The organism is Bifidobacterium sp. ESL1133 (assembly GCF_058107325.1).
Window position 1 is genome coordinate 94,341 of sequence record NZ_JBYLUI010000003.1, and the last position, 14,894, is coordinate 109,234.

At 55.1% G+C, this 14,894-nt stretch carries 9 protein-coding genes and 1 tRNA gene; 3 read left to right on the plus strand and 7 right to left on the minus strand.

Annotation, left to right across the window (positions count from 1 at the left end):
* Positions 1-26: 26 nt before the first annotated feature.
* Positions 27-839 (minus strand): F0F1 ATP synthase subunit A, encoded by an 813-nt coding sequence (atpB, locus tag AC3B5A_RS03990; protein ID WP_489799055.1) that lies wholly within the window; start codon positions 837-839, stop codon positions 27-29.
* A gap of 402 nt (positions 840-1,241) precedes the next feature.
* On the minus strand, positions 1,242-2,270 hold the full coding sequence (locus AC3B5A_RS03995) for a homoserine O-succinyltransferase (RefSeq protein ID WP_489799057.1): 1,029 nt from the start codon (positions 2,268-2,270) through the stop codon (positions 1,242-1,244).
* 257 nt (positions 2,271-2,527) lie between these two features.
* Between AC3B5A_RS03995 and AC3B5A_RS04000 the strand changes: the two genes are divergently transcribed.
* Positions 2,528-2,601: transfer RNA gene (locus tag AC3B5A_RS04000), tRNA-Met, on the plus strand.
* A gap of 71 nt (positions 2,602-2,672) precedes the next feature.
* On the opposite strand, the gene AC3B5A_RS04005 is transcribed toward AC3B5A_RS04000, so the two are convergent.
* Positions 2,673-3,011 (minus strand): winged helix-turn-helix transcriptional regulator, encoded by a 339-nt coding sequence (locus AC3B5A_RS04005; protein ID WP_489799059.1) that lies wholly within the window; start codon positions 3,009-3,011, stop codon positions 2,673-2,675.
* A 262-nt stretch (positions 3,012-3,273) separates the two neighbouring features.
* Between AC3B5A_RS04005 and AC3B5A_RS04010 the strand changes: the two genes are divergently transcribed.
* Positions 3,274-3,912 (plus strand): SDR family oxidoreductase, encoded by a 639-nt coding sequence (locus AC3B5A_RS04010; RefSeq protein WP_489799061.1) that lies wholly within the window; start codon positions 3,274-3,276, stop codon positions 3,910-3,912.
* Positions 3,913-4,107: 195 nt separating this feature from the next.
* On the opposite strand, the gene AC3B5A_RS04015 is transcribed toward AC3B5A_RS04010, so the two are convergent.
* The 4 genes from AC3B5A_RS04015 to AC3B5A_RS04030 all read right to left on the minus strand — a co-directional run bounded on the left by AC3B5A_RS04015 (position 4,108) and on the right by AC3B5A_RS04030 (position 13,746).
* Positions 4,108-10,167 carry an LPXTG cell wall anchor domain-containing protein gene (locus AC3B5A_RS04015; protein WP_489799063.1) on the minus strand — a complete coding sequence of 2,020 codons (6,060 nt, stop codon included), beginning with the start codon at positions 10,165-10,167 and terminating at the stop codon, positions 4,108-4,110.
* A gap of 159 nt (positions 10,168-10,326) precedes the next feature.
* The gene (locus tag AC3B5A_RS04020; protein WP_489799065.1) at positions 10,327-11,331 is read right to left on the minus strand and encodes a hypothetical protein; all 1,005 of its coding nucleotides are present in this window, start codon (positions 11,329-11,331) and stop codon (positions 10,327-10,329) included.
* A gap of 110 nt (positions 11,332-11,441) precedes the next feature.
* Entirely contained in the window at positions 11,442-11,906 is a 465-nt protein-coding gene (locus tag AC3B5A_RS04025; protein WP_489760544.1) for a WhiB family transcriptional regulator, read from the minus strand.
* Between the two features lie 295 nt (positions 11,907-12,201).
* On the minus strand, positions 12,202-13,746 hold the full coding sequence (locus AC3B5A_RS04030) for a hypothetical protein (protein ID WP_489760545.1): 1,545 nt from the start codon (positions 13,744-13,746) through the stop codon (positions 12,202-12,204).
* Positions 13,747-14,151: 405 nt separating this feature from the next.
* Here AC3B5A_RS04030 and AC3B5A_RS04035 point away from each other — a divergent pair, with 405 nt between their 5' ends.
* Positions 14,152-14,646, plus strand: a complete 495-nt coding sequence (locus AC3B5A_RS04035; RefSeq protein ID WP_489760547.1) for an inorganic diphosphatase — start codon at positions 14,152-14,154, stop codon at positions 14,644-14,646.
* Positions 14,647-14,894 lie beyond the last annotated feature (248 nt).

The window sequence follows — 14,894 nt, forward strand, 5'->3', positions numbered from 1 at the left end:
GATTATGCCGTACGTACGGCAGCGAACTACTCTTCCGGGTAGCTCAGGTTGATGTAGACCGTGGCCAGGATGGAGAAGACATACGCCTGCAAGAATGCGACGAACACTTCGAAGCAAGTAAGTGCGAACCCACCGACGAACCAGAGGGCGCCCACAGGCAAGCCCACCAGCTTGTTCGACAGGTCGAAAATCTCGTACTGCGCATATGCCAGGCAAGTCGCCACCATCAGATGCCCCGAAATCATGTTGGCGAAGAGTCGAATCGTCAACGAAGCCGGACGAATGATGAGCAGCTCCAGAATCTGGATGGGCGCATAGAGAAGATAGATAGGCCACGGAACACCGGGAGTAAAGACCTCTTCGCGTATGAAGCGGAAGAAGCCGCGTTCGCGGAAGGCAGCCACCCAATATTGCACCAACACCCACACAGCGAACAGCAGAGGCATGGCAATCGTCGCCGTGGCGGCCATGTTCATGCCCGGAATCACACCGCACAGGTTGAAGACGAAAATCGTGAAAAACAGTGTGGCAATCATGGGCACGTAGCGCTTGCCGCGCAACTCCCCCATGGTCTCGTAGACTACACTGTTCTGCACGAATTCGATGCCTGACTCAATGAGTCCTTGCCATCGACCAGGGATAAGCTTTGCACGGGACGCGGTAAGACCCAAAATAAGCAGCAACAACGCCGTGGCAATAACGCGGATGAGCACAATACGGTTCATGGCAAACGGAGTGCCTTGGAACAGGATCTCCGGAGGCAGGAAGTCCTCTACAGACGGCAGTTCAGGCCCCGAACCGGCAGCTAAAACCATACCTTTGCCAACCATTCCCACCATGGTTACCTCCTATAGTTCCCCTTGCTGTCCCAAGTCTATGCCTGACGCTGGAAATGGCAGTGAGCAATCTCACTGGCTATTCAGCAAATGGTAAAAGAACGAGTGACGACGGTTCGAAACCGGGTACACGCTCTTCGACTTCGAACAGACGGTTAGTGATTCTACGCCACTCCTCGCTCATTTGTAAGTTTTGCTCATTTTCGTTGGAAAATCAAGGATTTTCGGGCGTTTCACGGCCTGATCCAGAAGCAAATTGTCTCTTGCAGCATTCATATATTGCGACATTAAATACAATATTGTCGAAATATAAATTGTTTATAAGACCTCTCGACATGCATTCAACTTTGACTTAAGAATCACACGCCATCACACACCAAAAATATACTCACCAAGACAACCGTCTCAACGAAGTCCATAGCCTCGGGTTCGCAGAGTCGTAAACCCATCGGAACGAGCCTTCCCGGGAGCATGCCGCATGGCACGATCCGTCCCCAACCGCTTCTGCGAACGCAACTGCGGAACCTCATGCAAATCATACGGAGTGGTCTGATACACCCAGTTCAGCCAGTTGCGCCACAGCAGGTTTGCATGCGCACGCCACGAAAACAACGGCTCGGCAGACGGGTCATCATCAGGGAAATAGTTATACGGTAACGGCACATCATGCCTCCCCTGAGCCATGTCACGCTCATATTCCTCACGCAATGTGGCCTTACCGTATTCCCAGTGCCCGAGCACGAACACCTCCGAGAAATCACGCGCAGCAATCAGCCCAGGACCAGACTGAGGCCCCCACGTCAGCACCTGCAAATCACCGTTGGCAGCCACGTCCCCCTCATTGACCCCAGCAAGCCTTGAGTGAGGCTGCAACGAAATCTCATCAAAACCGTTCGTCAGGAAACAGTACTCATCCTGCAAAAACTGCGGGAACACCCCGAACAGTTTCTCATCCCTGAGTTCCTTCCGCACACCATACCCACGATATAGGCCCGCCATCGCCCCCCAGCACAGGTACATGGTGGAGAACACATGAGTCTGCGCCCAGTCGAGGATGGCAGTGAACTCATCCCAATAGTCCACCTGTTCGAACTCCAGATGCTCCACCGGGGCGCCGGTAACAATCAGGCCGTCATAGTAGTTGTTTTCGAACGCATCAAGATTCTCGTAAAACTTAAGCAGGTGATCGGCGCTAACATGGTGGGACTCATGGGTGGAGGTCTTCATGAAATCGACCTCCACCTGCAACGGCGACTTGGAGATGAGACGCAGCAGCTGCGTTTCAGTCTCCACTTTCTTCGGCATCAGATTAAGGATGACCAATTTCAGAGGACGAATACGCTGGCGTCGTGCATCAGGATTCTCCAGCGCAAAAATACGCTCCGAGTCGAGAATGGCTCTGGCAGGAAGACCGCTGGGAATGTTGATAGGCATGGCACCATTATGGCCTCGTAGAAGGACGGGTACAACATCACTCTGTTGACGCGTAAAACTTCACTCTCTTCAACTCGAGTCTGCAAGAGACGAATAACCGCAGCGATTTAGCGCACCACCTACATCCTGTAATGAAATACCACAGTGACGCACATGATGAAACACACGATGAAATACACGTGAAACGCCGAGAGCGAAACCAATTTGACTCATGGCACATTCCCCGTAATAATAGAGAGCGTTGCTTAGGCGACCGTCGCGGGGTGGAGCAGCTCGGTAGCTCGCTGGGCTCATAACCCAGAGGTCCATAGTTCAAATCTATGCCCCGCTACTAATAACCGCGGAATTCCAACGAATTCCGCGGTTTTATTTTAATGGCAGCCCGATGCAGAGGCTGTTGGACTAATCGGAGATCTGATCGAACGCAGCATACAGGGATTGGAACAAACCTGCGCTTTTCTCGGCAATGATGCGCCCTGCCTCGGTAAGCGAATAAACGGAACTACGCCCCTCTGACTTACTCTCAATCAATTTATCATCGGAAAGCATGGTAAGCGTGTAGGAGAGCATACGATCGCTGATACCGTCCACACGGCGGCGAAGCTGTGAGAACCGTGCATCACCTTCACACAGCGCCGCAAGCACAAGGATGCTCCAACGGCTCGTTACATCGTTAAGCAGTGCGCGTGCAGGGCACTTTGATGAAAACATATCGTAGCGCGCCGGCACAGGCTCATTCATCGCCACTCCTCCTTCTTCTTCCTAGGCCACAGCAAGTCTCAAGCGCAATAATACTCTGCACTCATCAACCGGCAACAGCAATTCGCTGGTTCACTATGAGCTAACACTAACATTTTTATAGTGGTAACATTTTGTTAGTCCACACTGGGCGGGCACAACTATGAACGAAACAGTGAGTCTTCAGCTACGTTGCCACGGCAACAGCAGCATGACCATCAGCAGTGCCACAGACAACATACCTCCATCTAGAAAAGGACATAACATGAGCAAGAACATCGCAGTCGTGGCAGCCAACGGCAAGGGAGGACAGTTCATCGTGACAGAGGCAGTGCGGCGCGGATTGGACGTGACGGCAGTGGTGCGCGGCGAAAATAAAACAGACGCGCCACATGCCATCATCAAGGATCTCTTTGACCTTACGCCAGACGATCTCGCTGGTTTCGATGCTGTGGTGGACGCGTTCGGCACTGCGCCAGCGAACGCCGACGAACACATCACATCACTTAAACACTTGGCAGATATCCTTTCCGGTACCGACACCCGACTGCTGGTTGTCGGCGGCGCGAGCAGCCTCTATACCAACAAAGAACACACCTCCCAGCTTTCCGACACTTTCCCATTCCCAGAGGAAATCAAAGCCGTTCCCTTGGCCAAGAGCGCAGCGCTCGAGCAACTTCGCCAACGCAGCGACGTGCATTGGACTTACATCAGCCCTGCAGTCGACTTTCAAGTGGATGGCGAGCGCCGCGACACATACACTCTGGGCGGAGAGGAATACACCACGGACGAGAATGGGGTCAGTGCTATTAGCTACGCCGACTACGCCATCGCCATAGTGGACGAGATTGAAGCCGATACAGAGCACACGCATGACCACCAGCGCATCTCCGTGCGCTGGTAATTTGTGCGGCAGTGGGACAGGAGGACGGAAGGACAGGCCACACTCATGACGTATAGGCACTTCAACCACAAAATGGCATGAGCCCAAGAGAGGCGTAGCCCGATTGAGAAAGAAATAAAAGGCCGGGGAGAAGACCTAAGTCTTACGGAACATCCGAACAGATGTCTCCCCGACTTTTCCCTTCCGTTCACTTTGCTACACGGCAGCCGGCTTGCTGCCGTCCAGTTGTGCGCGCTTGCTGCGGGTCACCACGATAACTGTGCCACCGGCAGCCGCAACAATCACCACCACAGCAAGAGACATGATGGCCACACCAGTAGCAGGCAGCGGATCAAGGCGACCGTTCCAGTCATCCGGATTGGCCTGCACCTGCGTTTCCCGGCACAACTGCTTGCCGTCGATAGTGACACGATCGGCTGACACCTCATTCACCCGGTCTGTTGAAGCAGCAGCATCGGAGGCAATGTTCTCCGCCGGCTTGACACCAACAGCAGGCTCACCCTCACTAGGCTTGACACCGGCAGGCTTAGTGTCAGCCAGCTTAGCGCCGTCAGGCTTGCTCTCGCCATCACCCTTGCCGGCATCAGGATTGCCGGTATCAGCATCACCGTCCTTGTCGAACGGGTGGGTATCGTCCACCCGGCATTCCAGCAGCGGGGTGCCGGTGACCTTGGCCCTGTCGGTGTGAGCGCCCTGCACGCCCTTGAGCGTACCGGTCACTTCCACCGAATCTCCGGGCTTGAGGACGAGAGTGTCCCAGTTGTCGGGGTATTTCAGGTCAACGACCTTGCCCTGACCGATCACGGTCTCGTCCTCCAGCTTCAGATCCTTGGCCTGATACCAGGCACCACGACCATCCTGCGGATCAACCTTCGAGGTGTTCGAAATAGTGAACACAATCTCCGTATCCCCGCGCATAGTCAACGCCTGATCAGGGGTGTCACGATCACCGTCGGGCCAGCCGGAAGGTCGATCCCACTTCTCGATATGCAACCCCGGCGTCAAATCAGGAGTACGCGTCCACACCACATTACTCGGCAACACCTTGTCGTTGTAATGCTCATCGAACCGGTTCTCATGACGGTCGGTAACCTTGAGACGCTTGACCTGGATGTAGGCACGCCAGCCGGCCTCATGCTTGGTGTCCGCAGAGATGAGAGCACGATACACGTCGGTCGCGTTCACCGTCACCAGGCCCTTGTCGTCCTGACTCACGGTGAACAGATCACCGGTCACCTTGAGCTTGGAGGAGTCGAACCCGGTACCGGCGATACGATCACCCTTCCCGGCGACCAGTTTGCCGTCCCTATACAGGTCGCGGGTGGCGTACACCGCCCACTGACCCGTGTACTCGTCCACACTCGGATCCAATTGGTCGGTGATGTTCCACCGGTCCACCTGCGGGTAGGCACGGTTAGGCGGCAGGATGCTGGAGTCGAGCTGGTAGAGGAACCTGCTGTCCTTCCACACGCTCTTCCCGTTCGCCGATTCGCCCCCGACGTTGATGACCACGTCCTTGCTGGGGTTGATGGGCTTGACCGGGTTGGACACCTGATTGGTCACATCCTTCCTGTTGTCGGTGATCTGGGTGGCCTGGTTCTTGATCACATGCCCGTCCGTGACCTTGATGACCTTGAACGGCAAGGTCACATCAAACGTGCGACCACACAGACTCTGATCAATATACGGCTGAGAAAGCGGGTCAAGCTTGCGTTCACCGTAGGCTTTCAGATCCGTGGGTTGCGGGTCACCCTTCACCGTTTCACCGGTCGCAGGAATGATGGTGTCCACGGTCTTGGCGAACACGTAAGCCACACCCTTGTTGATTTGGATGTTGAACTTGGACGTGACATCCTGGCCAGACGCTTTATCCTTAACCGTAATGGCCTTGGAATCCACGTTCAGGTAGTCCTGTTCGTAGTCATCGACCAGGCCAAGGCGTTGCATCCGATAGGCCATATCCTTCAGATCATGGGCATCCAGGGTCAAGTGGTATTCACCCTTGTCACCCAACAGGAAGGTCTTGCCGTCCACGCTCACGGTGGGTTTGCCCGTCTGGGTCACGTCCTTGGAAGGGGTGATCTGAGGAGGGGTGTTCTCCACCTGATTAGAAGGCACCACACCGTTGTTGACGGTAAGCCATGCCTGGTTATCAACCTTATGACTGGTCGGCGCATCATCCTGCACCCGAGCCTCAAACCTGATGGAAACCCGAGGGTGGCTGCCTTTCTTCCAGTTCGCCAACACCCACGGCTTGTTGAACGCAACCGTGAACGCATGAGCCGAATCATCCCACACACTCGTCCATTGGGAGCGGGGAATGATCTTCCCCGTGTTCAGGTCAGTGATCTCCAACGTCGGCTTATCAGGAGTCGTATACCGGTCATACGTGTCCATAACCTGCACCTTGGTGACCTCATACATGTCCGTGGCCGGGATCAACGGTTCGGCATTGACCTGGTATTCGAGCTTCTGACCGGGCAACACATGCTTGCCGTCCACGCTTTCCATATCCCCGCCCTGCGAGCTTTCGGCAAGCACGTCCTTATGGATCTGCGGCACCGTCACGCAAATACCAGGACGATTCGAATCCACACCGGCACTACCCGCCTGCTGGCCACCAAGGTTATCGACCGCCGGCCCGTTGCCGGGGTTCGAGCACGTGTCCAACTGGTCGCCGGGCTGCTTGCCATAATCGGCACGCAGTTTGGCCGGGTCGAAGTTGACCGTGAACGGGACGAGCATGCTGATCTGACGCGGCTTACCCATCAGCTTCAACCCGCTCGTGTACTCCGGCTTCGCCACCGCCTTCACCGTACTGCCCGAAACCGTGATCGTGAACTGGCTTGTCACGTCACGACCCTTCGCGTCAATGGCCTCCAGAGAGGATTGCTCGGCGGTGGTCACGGTAGCGTCGTAGATACGGATCTTGGAGGCGCCTTGGAAGTCAACGATACGCTCCGCGTTGCTCCAATCATCACGCAGACTGATCGACGGCACTCTGGCCAGCGTGGCCGGCACGGTCGCGTTCACCACGCTAGCCACACGGTCGCCCAGGCGGAAGCTATGCGCATCCGCACCGGTCTTGTTGGACTTGGTCGGATCGATCACCAGCTTATAGTCGTTCGAATCAGAGAGCGGGTCGCCGTTCTCCAACCCGACCCAACTCTTGTCAGGGTTGGGCGTCCACACGAACACGGGAGGCACGTTGGTCTGCACACGCTTGCTGTTCCACTGCTCGAACCCGGTGTTCGTCAGCTTCACGTTCTTACCGTTGGTGCGGGTGGCGTCCTTGAACCGACCGCCAATGTAAAGCTTGACGAGATGGTCGGCAGGCATATTCTCCGTACCCTTGAGCACCGAAGGCTTGGCAGTCGCCACGGTTGTGGTGCCGACCACTGTGATGGTGAACTCACTGGTACGGTCCTTGCCGTCGATCCACACCTTCGCCTTGGACGCGTCGGTGAAATCAACATACTTGGCGGCATCCGACCAGTCGTCGGTGATCTCATACTTGTTGAGATCCGTGGCAAGGTTCTTGGGCAAACGACCGTTCACGACCGCTCCTACCTCGTCGCCGGGGATGAACACGTGATTATCCTCGCCGACGTTGTTGGTACGGTTCGGATCAGCGGTGTTCAACGCACCGTTGGCGTCGAGCAGCCAAGCCTTGTCAGGCTTGGGACTACGCACGAACACCGGAGGCGTGTTGGTGGGCACCTTCTTGTTGTTCCACTGCTCGCTGCCGGTATTGGTCAGCTTCACTTCCTTACCATCAGTATCCGTAGCCACCTTGAACGTACCACCAACGTAAAGCTTGACCGGCTTATCGGCCGGCAGGTTCTCGGTACCTTTCAGCACCGAAGCGTTGGCAGTGGCGACCGTGGTGGTGCCGACCACCTTGATGGTGAACTCACCGGTGCGGTCTTGACCGTCGATGTATACCTTGGTCTTGGACGTGTCGGTGAAATCAACGTATTTCGCGGCGTCAGTCCAGTCGTCGATGATCTCATACTTGCTCAAATCAGTGGCAAGCCCCTTGGGCAGACGACCGTTCACGACCGCTCCCACACTGTCGCCGGGCACGAACGTACGCTGATCCTTACCAACATTATTGGTACGGTTCGGATCGGCGGTGTTCAGCGCACCGTTGGCGTCGAGCACCCAGACCTTGTCAGGGTTGGGAGAACGGATGAACACACTGGGGATATTGGTATCCACACCTTCGTTACCCCACTGCTCGTTACCGCTATTGGTCACCGAAGCACCTTGAGGCACATCAGTGAGCTTGACCTTACCGACAATGATGAGTTTCACCGGCTTGTCGGCAGGCAGATCCTTCGTACCATTCAACATGACAGCCTTGGCCTTGGCGATGGTCTTCGTGCCGGAAACCGTGACCGTGAAATCACTGGTGCGGTCCTTGCCGTCCACATACACCTTGGCCTTGGAAGCGTCTGAGAAGTCCACGTAGGATGCAGCATCGGACCAGTCATCGGTAATCGTGTAGGCTTCCAGATCACCGGTCAGACCGGCAGGAATACGACCGTTGACCACCGCACTGATCTTGTCTCCAGGCACGAACGTGCGATTGTCCTTACCGGCCTTGTTCGTACGCCCCTTATCAGACGCGACCAACGCACCATTCTCATCGACCGTCCACACCTTATCCGGCTTAGGGGTCACCTTCGGAATCTCCTTGTGATCGCCGGTCTGGCAATTCTGATTATCACCATTCCAGCAAGCCTTGGAATCATCCTTCAACACCTGGTCCTGCTTGGTGACTTTGGGATAAGCGGGTACATGCAAGGTCACCAGACGAGGCACCCAATCCTTGACATGAGCCTTGACGATGATCTTACCCGACTGACTACGGTCAATGGCAATGTCAGCACCGGTGGTGGCACCGGACTGGCCGTCCGTGACCTTGACCTTGGACAGGTCGTCATGGTCCGAGGCGCCAATCCATGCGTCCTGCAGGATCGTGTCATACAACCACACATGAGCCGAACCGGCAGTATGCGCCGACACACGCGCCACGTACGGCACGGTGTTGGCGACTACCGAAGCGCTGGAGGTTGGTGTCACGTCGTCTTTCTTCCACAGCGTTTTCGTGGGTTTCACCGGTTTCGTATCCCATGCCTCGGCAGGATCACTATCCGAGTAAGACACCGGGCCTGCCATGTGCCCTGATTGCGGCACGTCCAGACCGAACCCGAAATGACCGGCAGGCCATTCCGACCATCCGAAATCAGCTGGAGTGAAGTTAGGCCCTTGGGTGATCGAGTTGTTGCCCATCAGGAAGTTCTTCGACCGGCTCTCATGACCGCCGTTGGGGTACCCGTACCAGTGCAGGGTGCTGGTGGCCCAAATGTTCTCACCGATCGTGGAACCGTTGTTCGATGCCACGACCTGATCATGCACCGCACCGGCACTACCCGTGTTAGCAAACCCGCCCTGCTGTTGGGTGTTCACGCTCAAGTTATAGTTGTTGACCGGCTGGTCATGCTTCAACACCACACACGACTGCGTCGTACGCGCAGACAAAGAATCCTTGGCAAGTTGAAGCACATATTTAAGATAGTTGTCTCGATCTGCTGCAGTAGCCTGAAGAGTGTTGGTCAGCCCGTCCCAACTATCTGTTAGAGCTGTTGTGAGTGCCCACTCTGGTGGCAAGCCTCGGTAGACGGTCTTGCCCTTGTAGCCGTCGCCGATGAAACTGCCGACGAGTACGATGCGATAATCTGAACGCACACCGCCGTAATTGCTGATGGCATCGTTGTATGCACGGTCGCATGCGCCGTCTTCATCCATGAACGCTTGGGTACCGCGGCCATCTTTCCCGAAGGTTCCAGCGCTCCAAGCGTCCCATTTACCCATCTCGGTATACGCGTTACCGTCACGGTTGGGCGTATCCCAAGCCCACCAACGATACTCATAACCAGAACCGTTGTCTCCGCCGATGACACCACCAATACCACCGGAGCCGCCGCCATCATCATCTTGTGCGCCGATTTCTGGCCGGTATGAGTTCAGCCGGGCTTCAAGGTCGGCGCCCGAGCCTTCAACCGTGCCGACACCACCGGCCATGCCCGCCAGTGTGCTCTGTTTCACGGCTTTCGTAGTTGTTTTCTCCGGTTGTGCCACGGCTGTCACTGCGCTGCCGGCGAGCATCGAAAACGCCACCACACCAGCAGTGATACTGGCGACCAGGCGTTGTGCGAAGCCGGAATGATTCCTGCCTACATCAGACATAGGAACCGTCCTTTCGTTCTTTTGAACACTCCCGTTTTCGGGAGATGCTCTACCCTATGCCGGCAAAGAACGAACGTTGGGCGGACAATGCACAAAAAATAAAAAGAGCCGAACACCATACAGATGTTCGACTCTTCAGAAGCAGGTTTTCGTAAACGATTATTGACAATTCATCATATTAGGACCACACGCATTCAGGTCAGGATTAGCATGTTCATTGAACCAAGCTTGTAAATAATCAGGCATTTGACCATTAGAACTACTGCCGCTCCCGCTGATGGTGCCTCCAACACCATTGCTACCGCCATTAGGTGATGTCGGCTTTGCCGGTGCGGGATTATTATTCTGTGCCGGAGCGCGATAGTTATTATTGACGGGAGCACGGCCTTGCGAACTATTACCCTTCGACGAACCACCATTACCACGTTGCAACTGACCAGACTGCCCACTAGCAGACGAGTTGGCTTGCGATGCAGCAGCCGCCTGCTCAGCCTGAACCCGTGCAGCCTCGTCAGCCTGCGCTTTGGCATCCTTGGAAGCGTTCACCGCATCGACCGCAGCCTGAACACCATTCGCATCCTTCCTGTCCAGCACGTCCTTCAACTGGACCCGCACGTTCTCGTCGGCCACCTGACCCGCGGACCCGTCATACACCTGCTGCCCATCAGACAACGTCTTCACATCACGCGAATCATGAACTTTCCTCACATCAGCACGCAGAACAGCCAGCGCCGCATCTGCATGAGCCGCCGAGCTCTTTGCCCTGGCTGCCGATGATTTCACATCACGATTCTTAGTTGCGTCACATGAGATCTCAGCCCCCAATGTTTCGACTTTCATATCTTTACGCAGTGTTTCCAACGTCTCACGGTCAGCTACATCTCCGTCCGCAACAGCCGAGGCAACCTTCGCTTCCCCATCACGATAGGTGCGATACGCGTTGTGACTCTGCTCAAACTGACTGACAGACTGTGAACAGTCAGCATTCGCTTTGGCAAGCTCCTGCCGCTGCCACACCAATATCCCTATAATGGTTGACACACTCACAATGACGACAACCAGAAGCCACCATTTCCAATGGTTTGTTAGTTTGCAAGTACCCGATTGAGAATCGTCAGGATTTTGATTCTCTTGCTTATTTGAAATGTGTGAAGACTCTTGCATGGCTGTACTCTTTCCTGAGCTCGCTATGTTGATGCGTATTGACGTTGCTACGTATTGTTAATTAATCAGAGACACTTTTGGCACGACATACTTCTCCACCGCACCAGCACCTAGCTGTCCCTTTCTCTATGATTCAGGTTGGGCTTGACACCGCTACGTCTCTGTTGCCGTTTCCGGCTCTCCAACTCACGCGCATAGTCTCGCGCATCGGGATGCGTTGTCAACCATACAAGAAGGCTACGGTATCGCGTTCTCTCAGTCCCTTGGACTAGATTCACACCATCCTGCACTGCTAATCTGGCTATTCGTTTCCGCATCGTCCACCCCAACCCACCAGCGATACCGCAACGCTCATGTGCAACGATCGCTCGAGCCAAACACTCGTTGTTCAGGGGGCAAGCAGCGCAAACAACCGCACCAGCACGACGCATAGTTCGTTGATCTGCCGTAATAACGCTTGCTTCCCCAAGCCCCCACATGTGGTCACTCCATGGCGCAGGAAACGCTCGGCATAGCGGCACAGGCTTACATGATTCTTCTCGTGCAGATACGCGACGAAATCCCATATTGTTCATGCTGCCAGCCTTTCCGACCACTCTGACAGACTTTTACGATTTGCCTCAATACACTGGCAAACGCATGTATCGCGGAACTTCATAACCACCCCTTATGATTAAGGGGACGAGCCACTTATAGCTCGTCCACATGTCAACGCTGACGGGGTGGGAGCCTGCAAAACAACTACCCCGCCGGCATCTTGTGGGTCTTTACCAGCACCCAAATCTCAGCGCCGCAAGCACGAACAAACGTATGTTCTACACTCTTGGACCATAGCAATACACAGGTGTGCATCGTCTCACCGCACCACCCCTATTCCTTGACAGACCTTGGCACAACTTGCGTGGGAGCATTCGCCCAATCTCCTCCGTCGCTTGGCGCCTGACTCACGTCACCCCCAGTACCGGGAGAAGAGGGTTCAGGAGCAGAAGGAGCAGGAGAGGTATCTCCAACGCCGCCGTCGGAAGGCGCCGCCGGAGCAGCGGGAACAGGATCACCAGAATCGGGGACTCCACTGTTTGCGGCCGGACCATTTGGAACGTTCACATTGCCAGAATCGTTCGATGCAGGCGTGCGCGGAGTTTGCCGAGACCCACGCGAGCGCCGGTTTGTTGACGAGTCAGAGGACGATGCACTGCTGCCTCCATTGTTGGTGGCGGTGCTGCTATTGGAGTTGTTATCGGCATCGGCTTGTTTGTTCATACTGTCGGCGACTGCATCAATGGCGTTCTGCAGGGCATCTGCAGTTTGTTGCAGTTCCTGTTCATCAGCGTCTTTGTCCGCCAGCAGTCCCTTGGCATTGTTGATTGCTTGTGCCAGCGAATCACGTGTGGCCTCATCTGCGACTTTTCCTTTGGAATCATCCAGCATCTTCACCGCTGCGTCATATTTTGCTTGAGCTGTTTCACGTACGGTGCCAGTTGCCAGCGCATTATGGGAAGCGGTGACTGCTTTTGCGGCCTTTACCGCTTTGCGCATGGCATCGGCTTTGGTGTCCATGGTTTTAGCAGTGCTCTCCAATACCTTGGCGGTGTCTCCAGCTGAGCAGGAAGGCACGTCGCCATGTTCCTCGACAGCGCGCACCGCTTTGTCTAGTGCGCTGACAGTTCCGGCATCTTTCACATCACTTATGGCGATACTTTTAGCCTTTTCCACACTGTCTGACGTGTATTGGCGAACAACCTGAGACAAATCGTTGGAGGATGACTGGCATTGCGACAAAGCATCACTCTGCTTCTTGCGAGATTGTATCCACAGCACTCCTGCGACAAGCGCGATGACAAGAACAATAACCACTGCAGTCACGATAATTTTCCGACGATTCCCGTTTGTTTTGCTGCTCTTAGCGCGGTTACTGTCTGCACTATATGGCTGCGTAACGTCGTCAAAACTGCTTCCGATGGCATCGGCGCTGACACCTGTGGTGGTAGCTGGTTTCTCGGATGCCGGAGCGGGCTCCTTTGAGAAAAGATCGGTGCTGTCTGCAACGAGTTGTGTTACGCTATCTTCGCCAAGGTGCGAATCCATAGGCTCGAATATCGTTTCCGGCTGTTCCGTTGGTGCATCGTCGTCAAACAGCGCACTGTTGATTGGCTCTGTCTGCAGACCAAAATCCATACTCGCGCCGGAGCGGGTGGTGCCATCAGAGCGAGTGAGACCATCAGGACGTACGGCATCTTCAAACAAACCGTCACCACTTGTATGGGCCGGAGAGGTTGCATCGTCCATATCGTCGAACCCGACACCGTCAAACGCCGCGTCATCAAATACCATTGTTCGATCACGGTCAGCAACGCTGCCATCAAACTCGGCATCGTCTGCAATCCCGTTGTCTCCTGTCACTTTTACATCCCCCATGACATCCCTTTTCGTCGGCCTGCAGGACAGCTATTTTCCCTGCACCATTCGTCGCACACTCATTATCTCATTGCCACTCGAATCTTTGCCCCATCATGTCTCCTATCGTGTCTGCCAATAATGACTGGATCTCATCTTCTCAAATACACACGCATGGCGAAATGATTCCCGGTCAATGTGGACGAATACTCACCCTCCTCGGCGTGTTGTGGATAACTCGTCCGTTTGCACGACACTTGTATGACACGTTCACACCAACTTGCATGACAATTTCTCTGTTTCATACTCTCCGCCGTCAAACGCGCTCCAGCAATCTGCCCAAATGCCATTGTCCGCCCAACTCGACTTGGGACTGCGCTAAACTTGGGCACAAGATACATTCACTTAAGTCATAGGAGAATAGACATGGCCGATACATTCAATGTCGTCGTTGAGATCCCTCGCGGTTCGAAGAACAAGTACGAGGTCGATCAGGAGAGCGGCCGCGTGTTCCTTGACCGTACCCTGTTCACCGCTATGGCATACCCTGACGATTACGGCTACATCGAGGGCACGCTGGGTCAGGACGGCGACCCGTTGGATGCACTCGTCATGCTGCCGAATTCCGTATTCCCCGGCTGCGTGGTGGAGTGCCGCGCCGTAGGCTTGTACCACATGGAGGACGAAGAGGGTGGCGACGACAAGGTGCTGTGCGTGCCGGCCGACGTCCGCTTCGACGATATCAAGGACATTGACGATGTCAGCTCCTTCCACAAGGATGAAATCAAGCATTTCTTCGAGCAGTACAAAGCTCTGGAACCAGGCAAGGAAGTCATGCCTGGAGATTTCTGGACCGGCGCCGACGAGGCTTGCAAAGAAATCGAATCTTCTCGCGAGCGTCTGGCCGCTTCGAAGAACTAACAACCTGCGTGGGCGCAGAAGACGCTCACACCGCACGGTTGCCTCGCGCGAAGCATGATGTGTCTCCAGCTGTTCTAAGACACGTCATTCAACCATTTAAGGGCAGGCCCACCAAACCAGGAGCCTGCCCCTGTGCGTTTCTTTTCTGCCCGATCGCCACAGCACTTCCATAGTTACTCACCTACATGCATGCGTACGGGGCACGATATGCCGCATTGCGCTTCACTGCAATATCCCGGCGCTATCGT

Coding starts and splice junctions, on each gene's coding strand:
- atpB (WP_489799055.1), bottom strand. CDS start 839: ATGGTGGGAATGGTTGGCAAAGGTATGGTTTTAGCTGCCGGTTCGGGG.
- AC3B5A_RS03995 (WP_489799057.1), bottom strand. CDS start 2,270: ATGCCTATCAACATTCCCAGCGGTCTTCCTGCCAGAGCCATTCTCGAC.
- AC3B5A_RS04005 (WP_489799059.1), bottom strand. CDS start 3,011: ATGAATGAGCCTGTGCCGGCGCGCTACGATATGTTTTCATCAAAGTGC.
- AC3B5A_RS04010 (WP_489799061.1), top strand. CDS start 3,274: ATGAGCAAGAACATCGCAGTCGTGGCAGCCAACGGCAAGGGAGGACAG.
- AC3B5A_RS04015 (WP_489799063.1), bottom strand. CDS start 10,167: ATGTCTGATGTAGGCAGGAATCATTCCGGCTTCGCACAACGCCTGGTC.
- AC3B5A_RS04020 (WP_489799065.1), bottom strand. CDS start 11,331: ATGCAAGAGTCTTCACACATTTCAAATAAGCAAGAGAATCAAAATCCT.
- AC3B5A_RS04025 (WP_489760544.1), bottom strand. CDS start 11,906: ATGAACAATATGGGATTTCGTCGCGTATCTGCACGAGAAGAATCATGT.
- AC3B5A_RS04030 (WP_489760545.1), bottom strand. CDS start 13,746: ATGGGGGATGTAAAAGTGACAGGAGACAACGGGATTGCAGACGATGCC.
- AC3B5A_RS04035 (WP_489760547.1), top strand. CDS start 14,152: ATGGCCGATACATTCAATGTCGTCGTTGAGATCCCTCGCGGTTCGAAG.